Genomic DNA, 15578 nt, shown 5'->3' on the forward strand with positions numbered 1-15578 from the left:
TAATGTAGTTTTTTATATATAGTGTTCAATCAGTGTTTCTACAACTGGAGGAATGACGATTTGAATACGCTCATTATTTGGCAAGGTAGCTGATAGTATTGGATTTTTATCGGAAATACTTTGCTTAGAATAAGCAGCGATCACTTTAGCCATCCCCATAAGTTCATTAAAAGAGAGCTCTGGTACTTCTATTGTTTTCCATCCTGTAATTCCTTCAATCATGACCTGATAAGGACGGTTAATAACGATTTCGAAAAGATTTTCATCTTTGAGAAAGTTATGAATTGGTTTGAGCTTTGTTAAAACGATGGCAGTAGTTTCATCATTTACATTTTGGCAGTTTTGTTTCATTTCAATGTCACCGTAGAATTTTTATGAAAGTCTCCCGAAAAAGCACGACGAATAACCTGCTTGTTATTTTCGACAATTTTCAATTTATATACAGTTGAGAAATCTAGGTCGCGGGCAACAAAAACATTAACTATTTCACCTTGATTTTTGGTCAAGGTTGGAGGGATATGGGCGTAATTTTCCGCGATAATTTTTGCCATATCTATTCCTGCATAAAGGCTATGTGTTCCTGAAGACAAGGTCTCTGTTGTTTGTTCTTCTTGTGTTGGTGTTTTTAGTAAATTTAGCCGGTTATTTGCGTAACTTGTTGCATCTCTGACGATTGAAACAAGAAATGCAGAACCAAGTCGTTCAAACCAGTGATTATCAATATCACCATCAACACCTGATCGGCCTAAGGAATCTGTTGCTGGTGAGGACAATGTTATAATGATACCCTCTGGTGTTTTAGCTCTATTCCATAATATGAAAAGACGCGATTGGCCTTTTTTTAAACCGCTACGATATTCACCGATGATTTGTGTTCCTTTATCGAGCAGGACGATGCGACCATTGTCTGACAAGATATCTCTGGAAACGATACAGCTAACAAAACCTTGTTGTTCACTGCTGATTGCTGTTTCTAAGATACATGGAATAGAAGCTCCCATTGCAATGATGTAATTTCGGTTCCCGAGTGTTGATGCATGAACACCGTCTAACTTTGTTGCTTCGAGGAGGTGATTAAAGGATTGTGCTGTTTTATTTGAGCGATTGTTATTTTGATCCAGAGAAACGGCATTATTATTATTTTCTGGAGTAACTTGTTGCTGATTTGGATTAATATAGGCTAAAACGGGAGCACGTTGTGCTGCTTCTAATAATTTATGATCAAATTTTGGTTGATTGATTGTTGGTGTTGGTAATTCGACCTTAGGCAATAAGGGGTTATTTTTATCAGCTAACTCTAGAGGAGCCATCGTGGGTTTTATCGATTGGAACAGTTCTGTTTGTTTACTGCTTGCTTCTTTAGGTAATTCTATGAGCTGTTTTTTTGTATCTTTTGAAGATGAAAGGATTGTATATATTAAATAAATACAGACACCAAAGAGAATAAGAAGAGCAAGGGCTTTTCCTAAATTAAAGCCCTCTTTTTTTTCTTGACCATCCTCTATTGTATCACGATCCTTTATCATATCATACTTATCAAGATCTATTTCATCCACTTCATCATTATTCATGGCTGTTTCTCTACGTTTATTTCACGTTGGACAGAAGGTGATGTTGTTCCAGTTCCGGGATTAATCCCTCTTGGGATGAAACCTTTATTAAAGATACACAGAACTTCGTTACCACGTCGCAGAGTGAATTGCATGGCTATGGCATGGACAATGACCTGGTTTCCTTTAATTGTTTTTGGAACGATAGTTTCTTGTCCATCAAGTAAGACAAGATAAATGGCAGGGATTTCATTATTTCCTAAAAAGGTAAATGTTGTTGTTTTTCCGTTATCATAGACGGAGCTTGGTTCAATGAGGGGGGAACCTTGAGCAGTATAAGCCCAATTGCGCGGTCCAAAATCTTCATGCATATTGAGGATATCATCGACAAATTCTTCTGCATTTTTTTGTGCTTTAGCTTCTTGAGCTAATTGTTCACGCAAGGCTTCATCTTCTGGATAACGAAACTTTACAAGGAAATATGTGTCATTACCGACAGAAACATCGCCTTCACGCACTTGAAGTTCAAATTGATAAGATCGTTTTGTCCCATCTTGGCGAGTTGTGACAATTTGTAGATTGGTGTTAGGCTGAACTTCACGAGGTTTGAGAAAGACAAAGTGACCGGCTGGTGCGACTTGCCAAGCAACGGAATTGCCAATTCCAATATAAGCAATATTTTCATCGCTAGCGAATTCAATCTGCACTGAAGAGCGAATAGATCCAATGATTTTTGTGATATTATACGGGTCATAATTAATAAATCTGATCCGATTATCTTTTTGTGCACTCACGGGAGAAATTTCTGCCCATGATAAAGATGCATCATAGCTTATTGCAACGATGAGAGTTAAAAAGAATATTTTTACTACTCTAATCATTGAACTACCTCTGGATCAGATCTATACTCTGACACTTGGAAACCAAGCGGGTTAATTAAGCGATTTTCTACTGAAATGCGTGTATTAACGTAGGAAAAATTTAAGACCGAAACCCAATGGAAAATATCTTCTTTTCCATTAGAGTCTCTAATCGTTTTATAGTAACGCACTTGAATGAGATCTTTACTTAAAAAAGAAATGGATTTTATTGTAACTGTCACGGACATATTTTTATAGATATTTTGCGGACTATTTGGATTATTTCCCGAATACCATTTGGCAAAGCGATTTTGTTCTTCTACGGAAGATAAAAGAGAAGTGATACGAAAGTTATTTTCTGTTTCTGATAATTGGAAACTTTCGCGTGCACGAATATATTTGCTCGCGAAGTAACGTGTTATTGCTTCATCATAATTTTGAGGTTCATCTTTTAGAACACTAACAACATCGACAATACCTGTAGAATTATCTACGCGGATAACGAAAGGCTCTACGGTTTTTAAGGGTGTTAAAGTTACCACGGCTAAAGCCAAAGCTATTGTCATCAACCCCAAAAGCACGGCCAAAGCTATGGCCATTTTCATTTGCAGTCGCGTACTACGCATACGATCAATATCGAATGACCGCGCTTCTCTTATATATTCTTTAAATTCATCACTTTTCATGTGTGATCTCCGCATTCTTATAAGAGGGCGTTTGAGGGTTTATTGTATTTCCAGGAAGTGTAGGGAGTGCGACATGAGCTTCTGGTGCTTCATTTTCTTGTGTGTTGAGGATAACAGGAGTTGTGATTGGCTTGATCGCCATATTGTGAAGGAAGGTGTTATTATTATTCCATTTCCCTTGATTGAGCATACGGGTATTTTGTCCATTACAGCGTGGAAGTTTTTTGGGGCCATTTTTAAAAGAAGCGCAACCCGTAAGGGCTATCAAAAGAATTAAAATGATAGTTATTTTTAGTTTCATTATCTGAACTCGCAAATATTTTGAAAAATAAAATATTGGGGTTTTTCAGTGCATAATTTTACCGAAACAGGGAGCAAAACATGAGAACTGATTTTTTGAAAAAGCGAAGAGAGCTTTTCAGCGGCTATGCGTATGGCTAATACCTTTTGTGTGAAGGCACTGACTATAGCTGTGTTGGAGAAACATTTGATATTAAAATGCGCCACGACCACCTCCACCCATCATTCGAGCAGCTTGTGCGGCTTGTGCAGCTTGTGCAGCTTGAGAAGCTCCTGCAGTTGCTCCTCTTGCCGCACTGCTACCGAGTGAAAAGCCTCCTCTAACAACGTTCAAGGCACCAGAAGCCATTGAGATCATTTCTGATCCTGCTGATACTCCAGCATGATAATATGGCCCTCCACTAGAGAGTGCAGAAGCAATGGTAGGAAGTGATTGGAAGAGAATAACTCCTACTATTGAGACTACAAGGACAGGAGGAAGCAAGAGATAGATTGAAGTATATGAGCCATCGAAAACATACAGCATAATTTTGCACATCATTGTTCCAAGCATCATCACAAGAACTTGTAAAACTGTAAAATTAACTAATGTTGAAATCCATGAATCGGCGTATCTGCGAGTTACATTGAATAAATATAAACTAATGAAAAGAGGACCAAGACCTATCACCATGATTAATGTAATTTTTGCAAACATTTGGATAATAAAACCAACTGTACAAAAAAAGACAACCGCCAAAAGCATTAAACCCCCGACCAATCCCACCGAAACCTTTTCAAAAAGACCAACTCTACCTAGAAATTCTTGATAGCGCGTATTCGTAATTAACAAGAGATAATCGAAAACATTAGCGTCGACGGGACTGCTATTGAACGCATTCCCAATAGCATTGGCTAAATTACCGAAAAATATATCTTTGATGTAAATATTAAATACATCTGCATTTGTTGCCATTGTTGTCACAACAACGATTTTAATGACATTATTAAGGAGACTATGCATTGAAAGGGCGACGTGGCCAGTCATAACATTATAGCCATATAAAAATATAAAAATGATTGCAGCAAGATTTAATGGCGCTGCAATAGCAGAAGACAAGCTACTGACTGTTGTATCCACTACATTGTTGAGTGGTGTTAAAATATACGAAGAAACATTTTCAAACGGAGTAAATGAAAAATCTGACATTACTTTTATCTTGGTAAAATCTGACATTAGTTTTATCTTGTTCTAATTTTGCCTTTAATGTTTGATAAATATGAGTTTATCATCTTTCTTGCATCTCTTCAGGCTCTTCTTGTGATTGAGTATTCCCATTGAATAATAAAGTCAGCCTGTATTAGAGTTTTCATTTGAAAACTAGCAAACTACATTTGAAGAGCTTTCCTTTTTTCTTTTGTACTAATTGGAGTCAATTTATAACTTGAGCTTAGTTTTAGCTTGATCCAACTGCTCTTGAAGTGTTTTTTGAACAGCTTCATGATTTTTCTGTTGTTCTTTTTCACGTTCTTGTTCTTTTGATTGAGCACTTTCGGATTTTATAATGACAGAAGCTTGAAGTCTTAGAATATCCGCTTGAAGATTAGCTTGAAGAATAGCCAACTGCGTTTGAAGAGCTTCTTTCTCTTCTGCCTTAAGCGTCTGTGAGGATAATTTCTCATTTATTTCTTTAATCTTTTCTTGATTTGCAATTGCCGAAGCATAAGCAGATTTAGCTGTTTCTAAATCTGAGATTTCTGATCCTGATGAATCTTGTATGACATTTTGATAATATGCCTCAGGATCTGTTGACGATGCTGCATAAGAGATAGAACATAATGATAAAAGAGAGGTAGAGCATAATGATAAAAGTTTAATCAGATACAATGGGTTCATTGAGTGTGTCTCCTTCGATAAAATATAGGTAGCCATACATTGGGATTTGTTCCGTGTTCACTTATAATTTGATTCACGAGTTCGATATTTCTGGTTGTTCCACTTAAGACAGCAATTTCATTATCCATTCCACGTAAGTTGAGTTCTGCAACAACAGAATTTTGACCTTGTTTAATAAGAAAGCGGCGAGATTCTCTGCTTAATTCTGATTGGATTAGTTCAAATTCACGTTCAGTTAATTTAAAGTTTTCAACATAATCATTGTAATTAGCTTTTTGATTTGGAAAAAATATTTGGGTGGGGCATTGTTCAATGATTGTATGAGCGATTGTTGAATTCAAAGCATCTCTGGGGCTTTGTGTTGCAAAGAGCATCATGCCATTTTGTTTACGAATTGTTTTAAGACGATCTTGAGTAAAAGCTTTAAATGAATCATCTTCAAGGGCCTTCCAGAATTCATCAATAACAATAATGATACGCCGACCATCGATAAGATCGAGAATACGGTTAAACAGATACATCATCAAAGGGCGACGAATTTCTTCATTATCTAAGAAATCGGTCATGTCATAACCTATGAATTGAGCATCTAAATTGAGATCATCGTGATCATTATCAAAGACCCACCCTAAAGGATTGCCTTTGATCCAACGTTTTAAACGTATAGCAATACCTTCTGTAGAGGTATTATCAAAAAACAGTTGGAGTGCACCGAGGGAGCGTTGTGCTAAAGGAAGAGTTTCTAAGGCATTGATCGCTCTCGCGACATCTTGTCGCTCTTGTTCTGTCACTGTTTGGCCGTCCGTGGTAACCAACTTTAAGATCCAGTGCTGAAGAAAGAGTTTGTTTTTTTCTGTATATTCGATACCTTTTAATGGTGCAATACCGGTAGGTTTACCATTTTTCAAAGGCTTATATTTGCCACCTCCAGCGCGAACAAAAATCTCTGCTCCTTGGTCTTTATCAAAAAAGACTATTGTTGGGTTGTGTTTTTGCGATTGTGCAAGAAGAAAATTAACAATGACTGTTTTGCCAGATCCTGACGGACCGCAAATAAAAGTATTCCCGACATCACCACAATGAAAATTAAAATAATAAGGAGAGCCAGCTTGCGTTTGTAATAAAGCGACAGCAGAGCCCCAAACATTATCTTTTAGTTTGCCAACGGGGAATGAATGGAAGGGGGATAATGCTGCAAAATTTCTGCTGCTAATAGCTCCAGAGCGTGCTCGATAGCTAAAGTTTCCAGGAAGTTGTGCCCACCATGCTGCTTCTAATCCTAGATCTTCTCTGGCTATAACTGCACCACCATTAGTAAGATATGAACGCGCTTTGGAGAGATGTTCTGCCAATTCTTGTGGACGATCAGAAAAAACGGCTAAAGAGAGATGATGTTCTCCCAAAACAAAACGATTGGACTCTAAATCATCAAGGGCCTCATCAAGAGCTCCAATTTGCGAACTGGCACGATCCGCTACATTAATCATTTGATTTTGTTTACGGCTCATAATAGCATTTGCGACTGCTTTACTTTTAAAAACAAAGGATTGCGTTAAAATAAATTCAAAGGGCGCTGTCAACAAGCCATCTGTCATGCCAGGACGTGTTTTAGAAGGATATTCTTTCCAGCCAAACATACCAACAAAGCGTTCATTGCTTTCGTGACGTATTTCGATAATTTCTTTGCCGAAGATAATACGATCTGAATAAATCGTTGAGGCAATAGTCCCAAAGGTAAGGGGTACGCGTTCACGCCTTCCTCCCACCAATTGATGAAGAAATTCACTTTGCTCAGAAAATAAAATATCATTGTATTCGTAAGTGGATAAAAGTCGTGCACCATAGCATTCCAGACCTTGTATAAGATCTTGACTTAACTCTTCGATTTTTCGAATAGATTCAAAGTCTGGTTCCGATTGCATCTTCTTTGCTTGTGTTAAACGGTGAAAAAAAGAAGCTAGCTGTTCAGTTTTATCTGCTGCAGGATTCCAGAGAACCGAAAGAAATAGATCATTTTGATAAAGATCTTGCGAAACCATTTTTTGTTTATATTGTTGATCTAAGACTGTTGCAAAAGATGAAGAAAATTGGCTCTCTGGATAAATCTTTTCACGTCGACGGATAATGTGAGAATATAAAGCGACACGTTCATCTGCTATATTCTTCAAAAGCGTGTTTAATTGGGTATGTAAAGAATTTAATTGGCTGATATCTGCAGTATCAAAATTTACACCTTCAATAGTAATTACTGTCATTAAGCAACGTGAAGCCAATGCAATCACGTGTTGATTGACATGACGGACATAGGGAATATATTCTTCGGGCAGAGATTCCCGTTTCGATTCCCGTTTCATCACTGCATTTATCTCCTTTATTGTAGCTCCTTGTAAGTACGGATAAGACGTAAGGGAGATGTAGATCCTCCCCCCCATCTCGTCAGGTTCTTTTGTTTGCCTCGAGTATTGAGCCAAGCAAATAGAACACGAAATTGGTTATGGTCGCGTTTCGTGATTTCGCGTAAGATAAAGTGCAAACCAACACCAAGACCGATCATTGAAAAGCTACTTGTAATGATAAAAAGAGTAGACGTTGCTATGACATTTAACGCCATCGCTTCTACTGTAACACCCGCAAACATGGCTGGTCGTGTACAGGCAAGAAAAAGAGTATCTTCGTTCATTTATGATGTAGTCCCCATTAATAAATTAACAAGAGCCGAAGCACCAAAAACAATACCAATACCAAGAACACAATATGCTGCTTTGCGTAAATCAATAACACCATACATCCAACCAATACCCACAGCTGCAACACATATGGTTGCAATGAGCTTCGCTGTTGTACCTGTCATCATAGTAACAATATTTCGCAAAACCGTATCAAGATTCCCCATACCGCCAGCAGTAGCATCAGCATAAGCAGGACTTAATACAACGAACACGGTTAAAAGTAGTGTAAAGGCGATATAGTAAATATTCTTAGATATATTGTTTATCATTTGCTCTCTCTTCAAAAAGAAGATTGATTACATAGTTTCCTCTAAAGGTTAGGAATTTTTGCCGTCTTAGATTCATAGCTTAACTCCTATGGATTGTTGTCTTCGTTCTCTTAAAAAATTTTAATATTAAACTTTGTGCATTCTCAAAATTTTCTATCTAAAAAACGAAACATTTTTACTATCATTTAATATAGACAATTTTAAGTTGTCTCATTCTGTCAAAATGATAATATGAAAAATACAAAAATAATGTTTTTATTAGCAAAATGTATTTAATTTACAACAAACACTATTGAAACTCTCTCTTGAAAATTAGGAGAAAAGCAGAGATGCATAAAAAAATTTATAGGGCATAAAAACAATAAGGATTGAGCAAATGCGATTTAAACCGATTATTGTTCTCTATATTGTCTGTTCTATATTATGAAATATAGGGCCACAATGAAGATAAAATCTCTTTAGGTATTTTCGAGATATTTAAAATGTAAAAGAGCCAAGATATAATTGTATGAAGTTGGAACATAATTAGCATACAGATCATTTAAATTAATTATAAGCATTGGCTTATGTCATGAACTAGATATTGTTTTAAATACTATTGTTACCATGATGACGGATATGACAGTGCAGCTTGTTGAAACTATATATGTTGCTGTTGTGGGTATTCACTGTTCCAGATTAAAGTAGCAAAAAATTCAAGATATTGAGGCTTAGAAAAATAATGTAAGCATAAACATAGAAATTTTTAGTGTTTTTTATTTTTTATAATTTTCTCTTAGAGAGCTATCTTTTGATCTTTTTTAGTCATTTTATTGACTGCATATATTTCTTCACGTAATGTAAATTATCAAGGATAAATCTTGGTGCTTTTGATTTTTTAAACGGGTCTTTGGGAATGACTAATCTCATACAGCTTGAAGAAATTATTGAAAAAGCTTTTAATAATCGAGATTCCATCAATTCTACTACAAAGGGTGAAATTCGTGAGAGTGTTGAGTACGTATTGAATCTTCTCGATAAAGGTGAGCTTCGTGTAGCTCAACGTCAAGATAATGGTCAATGGTATGTTCATCAATGGTTAAAAAAGGCTGTTCTTTTGTCTTTTCAACTTCATTCTATGTGTATCATTTCTGGTGGTGCAAATGAATCACATTGGTGGGATAAAATACCTTCAAAATTTTTTGGTTGGCGAGAAGTTGATTTTAAAGAAGCAAATTTTCGCTCAGTTCCAGGAGCAATTGTACGTCATTCCGCTTATATTGCTCCTCATGTGATATTAATGCCTTCTTTTGTTAATATTGGTGCCTATGTGGGAGAAGGCACGATGGTTGATACATGGGCATCTGTTGGTTCATGCGCACAAATTGGTCAATATGTCCATCTGTCTGGTGGTGTAGGTATTGGAGGCGTTTTAGAACCATTACAAGAAGGTCCGACAATTATTGAAGATCATTGTTTTATTGGTGCACGCTCTGAAATTGTTGAAGGTTGTATTATACGTGAAGGTGCTGTTTTAGGCATGGGAGTTTTTATTGGGAAGTCCACTAAAATTATTGATCGTACAACAGGTGAAGTTTTTATTGGTGAAGTGCCTGCTTACTCAGTTGTTGTTCCGGGTTCATACTGCGGGAAACCACTGCCAAATGGTGAAATGGGTCCCAATCTTTACTGTGCCGTTATCATTAAACGCGTTGATAAAAAAACACGAGAAAAAACATCAATTAATAATTTATTGCGTAATTAAAAGCATTCCTCAAAAATTATTCATTGATAATGAAATCAATAAAAAGAAAGAAATAGAGCTATTTACTCATCTTAAGTGCTTGAATAAAGGCTGATTGGGGAATTTCTACTTTTCCAAATTGACGCATCCGCTTTTTACCTGCTTTTTGCTTTTCAAGCAGTTTACGTTTACGAGTAATATCACCACCATAACACTTCGCTGTGACGTCTTTTCGTAAAGCGCGAATTGTTTCACGAGCAATAATTTTCCCACCAATTGCTGCTTGAATTGGGATCTGAAACATATGTTGAGGAATCAGATCTTTAAGTTTTTCACACATAGAACGCCCACGTTTTTCAGCTATGCTACGGTGCACAAGCATCGATAATGCGTCAATAGATTCTCCATTGACCAAAATGGACATTTTAACCAAATCACCTTCAGAATAATCAGTTACTTGATAATCAAAAGAAGCATATCCTTTTGAGATGGATTTCAAACGATCATAAAAATCAAAAATTACCTCATTCAAAGGTAAATCATAAGTTACCATAGACCGTGTACCAACATAAGATAAACCCGTTTGCACCCCACGCCGTTCTTGACAAAGTTCTAAAATAGCTCCGAGATAATTATCAGGGGTCATAATCGTTGCGCGAATCCATGGTTCTTCAATAGAAATAACTTTAATAATATCAGGCATATCCGCTGGATTATGTAATTCCTTAACAGAACCGTCAGTCATATTCATGCGATAAATAACAGAGGGTGCAGTTGCAATTAAATCTAAATTAAATTCGCGTTCTAGCCTTTCTTGAATAATTTCAAGATGCAGAAGTCCTAAGAAGCCACAACGAAAGCCAAAACCTAAAGCAGCTGATGTTTCCATCTCAAAAGAAAAACTTGCGTCATTTAAACGTAATTTACCCATAGCTGTGCGTAAATTTTCAAAATCGGCTGCATCAACTGGAAAAATACCGCAAAAAACAACTGGTTGAGCAGGCTTAAAACCAGGCAGTACTTCTTCACAAGGCCGGCGATCTTCAGTAATAGTATCCCCTACTCGTGTATCAGCAACCTCTTTTATAGAAGCTGTTATAAATCCAATTTCTCCTGGACCTAATTCATCAACTGAGACCATTTTGGGAGTAAACACTCCAACTCGTTCAACGGGATATTTTGCTCCTGTCCCCATCATACGAATGGTCTGACCTTTTTTTAAAACACCATCAATCACTCTCACCAGAACGATAACACCAAGGTAAGCATCGTACCAACTGTCAACCAGCATTACTTTTAAAGGATCTATAACATTACCAGTATGTGGAGGTGGTAATTGCGTAATAATTTCTTCCAAAACGTCAGAAATTCCTAAACCTGTTTTCGCTGATATTTCCACTGCCCTAGATGTATCAATACCAATCACATCTTCAATTTGCTCTTTCACACGCTCAGGCTCTGCAGCTGGAAGATCTACTTTATTAAGCACTACAACCAATTCATGAGAATTATCAATAGCTTGGTAAACATTTGCTAATGTTTGTGCTTCTACTCCTTGACTGGCATCCACCACTAAGAGCGATCCTTCACAAGCTGCCAATGAACGCGATACTTCGTAAGCAAAATCAACATGGCCAGGCGTATCAATAAGATTTAAGATATAAGTTTCACCATTTTGTGCTTTATAGCATAGACGTACCGTTTGAGCCTTAATAGTGATTCCACGTTCGCGTTCAATATCCATAGAATCAAGTACTTGTTCTTTCATTTCCCTTGTTTCAAGACCACCTGTCATTTGGATTAAACGATCAGCCAAAGTCGATTTTCCGTGGTCTATATGAGCTACAATGGAGAAATTACGAATATAATTGCGATCTATTGTCATACAAAGCGATTTAGCAAAGAATAATACAAAACGCAAAGACCAATTACAGACTTTCAAAAACCTAAATAAAAATACTCCTGAAGAAAAATGTTAGTTTTTAAAATTGTGAATTTTCTTTTTATTATAATGTGATGGTTTCTCGGCTTATTATCTGATCTTCATTGATAACAATTTCTAGATTTTTTTATGAAGTTTTTGACTGTTAATAATATTTTGTGAAAACAATTTTAACAGAGCAACTAATAGTCAACTTTTATCAGATAAAGGCCTGAGGGGGGTGCTACTACACCACAACGGGCGCGATTTTTTGCATGAAGAGCTGCTTCTAGATCTTCAGCTGTCCAGCGTCCAATACCGACTTCCATCAGGCTTCCTGCAAATGAACGGATTTGATGATGAAGAAAAGAACGAGCTTGTGCATAAAGGACAATTTCTTCTCCTTCTCTTTGGATATCTAAGCGCTCAAGGGTACGGACAGGACTTTTGGCTTGGCAATGAGCTGATCGGAAAGTTGTAAAATCATGCTGTCCTACAAGTCTTTGAGCTGCTTTATGCATAGCGTCAGCATCTAGTGGTTTTGGCAACCACCAAACACGCTTAGCATTGAGAGCTGGTGGTGAACGGCGATTGAGAATTTTAAAAAGATAGTGGCGTTTAGTGGCACAAAATCGTGCATCAAAGTTATCAGGAACACTCTGAACATTTAGAACAACAATATCTTCGCCTTGTTTCTGCAAATGAGCATTGAGTGCATCACGTACAATATGCGTATTCCAATGTTTCTCAAAATCAATATGAGCAACTTGTCCCATAGCATGGACTCCAGCATCCGTTCTCCCAGCTGTAGTGATAGTTAGTTTTTGTCCGCTAAAATGAAAAACAGCTTTTTCAATGGAACCTTGTATTGTACGAAGACTCTTCTGACGTTGCCAGCCAGCATAATTAGAGCCATCATATTCAAGAGTAAGTTTAAAACGTGCCATATTAGAAAACTGCAGAAATATTAGCTCCTCGCAAAAATTTTGAGCGATCAAGAAGTTTTCCACCGGATCTTTGGAGATGAGTTATTTCTATACATCCTTGTCCACAATGAACAATTAATTGTTCTGGTTCGATGCGCCCAATTTCAAGGGAACTCTTTTCTATTAAGCGACTTCCAAGAATTTTCACTCGTTCTTGCTTGCCATTGATATTCATGTTGCACCAACAACCAGGAGTAGGGGAAAGAGCGCAGATATGTTTATGAATGGATTTGGCAGACTTCGTCCAATCAATTTGAGTTTCTTCTTTTCTGATTTTAACAGCATAGGTTACTCCTTTTGACGATTGTGGAATAAGTTTCAGTTGATCTTTTTCGAGAGCTGATAAAGTTTCTACGATAAGTTTTGCTCCTATATGTGATAGTTTTTCTGAAAGTTCATAAGCTGTCATGTTATCAGTGATAGCAACTGAATGTGATAAGGCAATAGGTCCTGTGTCTAACCCTTCGTCCATTTTCATAATCACTATTCCTGTTTCTTGGTCATCAGCCATAATTGCACGTTGAATAGGTGCAGCACCACGCCAGCGTGGTAGCAGTGAAGCATGAACATTAAAACAACCAAAGCGTGGTGATTCAAGAATGGATTTAGGCAATAATAATCCATAAGCAACAACAACAGCAACATCAACAGAAAGTTCTGCAAATTGGATTTGCTCTTCAGCTGTTTTGAGAGTTTGAGGAGTAAAAACAGGAATCGATTTATCTTTTGCTGCAATTTGAACAGGAGAAGGAGACAATTTGAGACCACGCCGTCCTGCTGGACGAGGAGGTTGAGTATAAACTGCTACAATATCATGACCAGCTTCTAATAAAGCATGCAAGATGGGTACAGAAAAACTCGGTGTTCCCATAAAACTTAATCGTAATGCCATTATGAAGCTGCTTTCTATGTACTTTGCTTTTTTGCACGTTTTTTGAATTTTCGTATTACCATATCACGTTTGGTTTTTGAAATGTGATCAATAAAAAGATAACCATTCAAGTGATCAATTTCATGTTGCAAACAAGTAGCTAAAAGATCATTTGCTTCAATTTCTTCTTGTTTTCCTTCACGATTTTTATAGCTAATACGGAGGCATTTGGGACGTTCAACTTCTGCAAAATATTCGGGAATAGAAAGGCAACCTTCTCGATAAACGCTACGCTCATCTGATATCCATAAAATTTCTGGATTAATAACAACAAGCGAATTTTTAGGAGCATCTTTGGGGAGATATCTACAACTAACATTCGCAATGGTATACCAACTTGAACAGCTGCAAGTCCAACACCTTGAGCATTATACATAGTTTCTAGCATATCATCAGCTAATTTTTGAATAATTGGATCAATATGCTCAACTGGTTTTGAAACTTCACGTAAAATAGGGTCAGGTAAAATAACTAAAGGCTTTATTGACATAATAAATAGTTTTGTAAATCAATGCTTAATTTATAAAGGCAAGTATTGAAATTGAATAAGTGTATGTATTTTTGCGATAAAAACATTATATTATTCTTATATTCGATTCGCTTTTTTAAATAATGCCTTTTGGTAGGCACCATAGTCAACTAGTGGTTTTCTTGTTCTAGTTTGTGTAGTGCTTTTAATCATTATGCATAATAATCGGAAAAGAACCATTTTGGAACGTGAAGTAGTTGAGCGTGCTCGCGAAGCACAAATGCAGATGGCTACATTGTTGCAAACACAAGTTGAAATGCAAGGACGTATGCAAACAATGGCAGAAATTTTTGATCAAAGGCGGTTTGAGTTGAATCAATCTATTTGTGAACAACTTAATGAGATGAGAACCAATTTAGGACAAACTCTTTAGGTGCAGACTAAGTCTACTTATGAAAACTTGACTCGTTTACAAGAACGTTTGGCAGTGATAGATGCAGCACAAAATAATATTCAATTGCTTACTGGACAGATTGTCCAATTATAAGCTATTTTAAACAATAAGTAAACATGAGGTATTTTGGGGCACGGACGGATGGAAGCAATCATTTCTGATGCTTTACCATTTAATGCTTACGTTTTTCAATCTATTCTTTCAAATGGAAAACTATCAGATTGTCTTATTTATGTGCCTAATAAGGCACCATCTCTTGTTATTGATGCTAAATTTCCTTTAGAGGCTTAAAATGCAATGCGTGAGGCATCATCATCTAGAGAACGTCAGGAAGCTGAACGCCAATTTCATCATGATATGGATGTTCATATTCGCGATATTACGAAAAAATATTTAATTCCTGGAGAAACACATGATACAGCTTTTCTTTTTGTGCCATCAGAATCGATTTTCCCGCAATCTATGAGGAGTTTGAGTCATTAGTGCAAAAAGCTAATCTAACGCATGTGATTATTGTCTCACCTTCTTTATTAATGTTATCTGTTCAAGTTGTGCAAACTGTTATGAAAGACCCAAGGATGCGTGAACAAGCACATTTAATCCAATCAGAAGTGGGTAAGATTAATGGAAGATTTTGAACGAATGGATATACGTGTTCGCGTTTTACAGAAACATTTTTGTAAAACGAGTGGAGATATCGAAGCAATTTTGACATCATCTTCTAAAATTATGGAGCGAGCTAATCGCATTGAAGCTTTTGAATTAAAAGAAAATGATTCTATATCGTAGCCAGCAGTAATACATACTCAGTCACAAACCCCGCA

The 15578-nt window shown here is 36.7% G+C and carries 13 protein-coding genes and 3 pseudogenes; 2 read left to right on the plus strand and 14 right to left on the minus strand.

The features are described from left to right. Nucleotides 1-36: 36 nt before the first annotated feature. The 10 genes and pseudogenes from BAR153v2_RS06955 to BAR153v2_RS07000 all read right to left on the minus strand — a co-directional run. Nucleotides 37-351 (minus strand): annotated as a pseudogene (locus BAR153v2_RS06955) (ATPase, T2SS/T4P/T4SS family); the annotation flags it as partial. Then, complete coding sequence (gene virB10, locus BAR153v2_RS06960) at nucleotides 348-1571, minus strand: type IV secretion system protein VirB10 (RefSeq protein ID WP_078680353.1); 1224 nt, start codon at nucleotides 1569-1571, stop codon at nucleotides 348-350. The pseudogene BAR153v2_RS06955 and the gene virB10, both read right to left, overlap by 4 nt. Beyond that, complete coding sequence (gene virB9 / locus BAR153v2_RS06965; RefSeq protein ID WP_078680352.1) at nucleotides 1568-2431, minus strand: P-type conjugative transfer protein VirB9; 864 nt, start codon at nucleotides 2429-2431, stop codon at nucleotides 1568-1570. Before virB9 ends, virB10 begins: the two co-directional genes overlap by 4 nt. Then, entirely contained in the window at nucleotides 2428-3096 is a 669-nt protein-coding gene (locus BAR153v2_RS06970; protein WP_078680351.1) for a virB8 family protein, read from the minus strand. The genes virB9 and BAR153v2_RS06970 overlap by 4 nt, the downstream gene beginning before the upstream one ends. Next, the gene (locus BAR153v2_RS06975) at nucleotides 3086-3397 is read right to left on the minus strand and encodes a conjugal transfer protein TraJ (protein WP_078680350.1); all 312 of its coding nucleotides are present in this window, start codon (nucleotides 3395-3397) and stop codon (nucleotides 3086-3088) included. The genes BAR153v2_RS06970 and BAR153v2_RS06975 overlap by 11 nt, the downstream gene beginning before the upstream one ends. A gap of 192 nt (nucleotides 3398-3589) precedes the next feature. Beyond that, a complete protein-coding gene (locus BAR153v2_RS06980; RefSeq protein WP_078680943.1) occupies nucleotides 3590-4585 on the minus strand; it encodes a type IV secretion system protein in 996 nt (331 codons plus the stop codon). 228 nt (nucleotides 4586-4813) lie between these two features. Next, on the minus strand, nucleotides 4814-5272 hold the full coding sequence (locus tag BAR153v2_RS06985; RefSeq protein ID WP_198934317.1) for a type IV secretion system protein VirB5: 459 nt from the start codon (nucleotides 5270-5272) through the stop codon (nucleotides 4814-4816). Then, complete coding sequence (locus BAR153v2_RS06990) at nucleotides 5269-7626, minus strand: VirB4 family type IV secretion/conjugal transfer ATPase (protein WP_078680348.1); 2358 nt, start codon at nucleotides 7624-7626, stop codon at nucleotides 5269-5271. Before BAR153v2_RS06990 ends, BAR153v2_RS06985 begins: the two co-directional genes overlap by 4 nt. 17 nt (nucleotides 7627-7643) lie before the next feature. Continuing rightward, a complete protein-coding gene (locus BAR153v2_RS06995) occupies nucleotides 7644-7952 on the minus strand; it encodes a type IV secretion system protein VirB3 (RefSeq protein ID WP_078680347.1) in 309 nt (102 codons plus the stop codon). After that, on the minus strand, nucleotides 7953-8270 hold the full coding sequence (locus BAR153v2_RS07000) for a TrbC/VirB2 family protein (RefSeq protein WP_078680346.1): 318 nt from the start codon (nucleotides 8268-8270) through the stop codon (nucleotides 7953-7955). Nucleotides 8271-9165: 895 nt separating this feature from the next. On the opposite strand from BAR153v2_RS07000, the gene dapD reads away from it, so the two are divergent. Further along, nucleotides 9166-10014, plus strand: coding sequence for a 2,3,4,5-tetrahydropyridine-2,6-dicarboxylate N-succinyltransferase (gene dapD, locus BAR153v2_RS07005; protein WP_078680870.1), 849 nt, complete (start codon nucleotides 9166-9168; stop codon nucleotides 10012-10014). Nucleotides 10015-10072: 58 nt separating this feature from the next. Here dapD and lepA read toward each other — a convergent pair whose 3' ends face one another. From lepA to def, 4 genes and pseudogenes are all read right to left on the minus strand, one after another. Continuing rightward, nucleotides 10073-11878, minus strand: coding sequence for a translation elongation factor 4 (gene lepA, locus BAR153v2_RS07010; protein ID WP_078680871.1), 1806 nt, complete (start codon nucleotides 11876-11878; stop codon nucleotides 10073-10075). A 239-nt stretch (nucleotides 11879-12117) separates the two neighbouring features. Continuing rightward, the gene (truA, locus tag BAR153v2_RS07015) at nucleotides 12118-12861 is read right to left on the minus strand and encodes a tRNA pseudouridine(38-40) synthase TruA (protein ID WP_078680872.1); all 744 of its coding nucleotides are present in this window, start codon (nucleotides 12859-12861) and stop codon (nucleotides 12118-12120) included. 1 nt (nucleotide 12862) lies between these two features. After that, nucleotides 12863-13792 carry a methionyl-tRNA formyltransferase gene (gene fmt / locus BAR153v2_RS07020; protein ID WP_078680873.1) on the minus strand — a complete coding sequence of 310 codons (930 nt, stop codon included), beginning with the start codon at nucleotides 13790-13792 and terminating at the stop codon, nucleotides 12863-12865. Nucleotides 13793-13806: 14 nt separating this feature from the next. Further along, nucleotides 13807-14321, minus strand: a pseudogene (gene def, locus BAR153v2_RS07025) (peptide deformylase). A 193-nt stretch (nucleotides 14322-14514) separates the two neighbouring features. On the opposite strand from def, the pseudogene BAR153v2_RS07030 reads away from it, so the two are divergent. Continuing rightward, nucleotides 14515-15543 (plus strand): annotated as a pseudogene (locus tag BAR153v2_RS07030) (DNA recombination protein RmuC). Nucleotides 15544-15578 lie beyond the last annotated feature (35 nt).

This window comes from Bartonella sp. AR 15-3 (genome assembly GCF_002022445.1).
GTDB lineage: Bacteria > Pseudomonadota > Alphaproteobacteria > Rhizobiales > Rhizobiaceae > Bartonella.

What these genes read in the sequence shown, in the direction of transcription:
- virB9 (WP_078680352.1), bottom strand. Translation starts at nt 2,431, where the DNA reads ATGATTAGAGTAGTAAAAATATTCTTTTTAACTCTCATCGTTGCAATA.
- dapD (WP_078680870.1), top strand. Translation starts at nt 9,166, where the DNA reads ATGACTAATCTCATACAGCTTGAAGAAATTATTGAAAAAGCTTTTAAT.
- truA (WP_078680872.1), bottom strand. Translation starts at nt 12,861, where the DNA reads ATGGCACGTTTTAAACTTACTCTTGAATATGATGGCTCTAATTATGCT.
- BAR153v2_RS06980 (WP_078680943.1), bottom strand. Translation starts at nt 4,585, where the DNA reads ATGTCAGATTTTTCATTTACTCCGTTTGAAAATGTTTCTTCGTATATT.
- BAR153v2_RS06985 (WP_198934317.1), bottom strand. Translation starts at nt 5,272, where the DNA reads ATGAACCCATTGTATCTGATTAAACTTTTATCATTATGCTCTACCTCT.
- BAR153v2_RS06990 (WP_078680348.1), bottom strand. Translation starts at nt 7,626, where the DNA reads ATGAAACGGGAATCGAAACGGGAATCTCTGCCCGAAGAATATATTCCC.
- BAR153v2_RS06975 (WP_078680350.1), bottom strand. Translation starts at nt 3,397, where the DNA reads ATGAAACTAAAAATAACTATCATTTTAATTCTTTTGATAGCCCTTACG.
- virB10 (WP_078680353.1), bottom strand. Translation starts at nt 1,571, where the DNA reads ATGAATAATGATGAAGTGGATGAAATAGATCTTGATAAGTATGATATG.
- BAR153v2_RS06970 (WP_078680351.1), bottom strand. Translation starts at nt 3,096, where the DNA reads ATGAAAAGTGATGAATTTAAAGAATATATAAGAGAAGCGCGGTCATTC.
- BAR153v2_RS07000 (WP_078680346.1), bottom strand. Translation starts at nt 8,270, where the DNA reads ATGATAAACAATATATCTAAGAATATTTACTATATCGCCTTTACACTA.
- BAR153v2_RS06995 (WP_078680347.1), bottom strand. Translation starts at nt 7,952, where the DNA reads ATGAACGAAGATACTCTTTTTCTTGCCTGTACACGACCAGCCATGTTT.
- lepA (WP_078680871.1), bottom strand. Translation starts at nt 11,878, where the DNA reads ATGACAATAGATCGCAATTATATTCGTAATTTCTCCATTGTAGCTCAT.
- fmt (WP_078680873.1), bottom strand. Translation starts at nt 13,792, where the DNA reads ATGGCATTACGATTAAGTTTTATGGGAACACCGAGTTTTTCTGTACCC.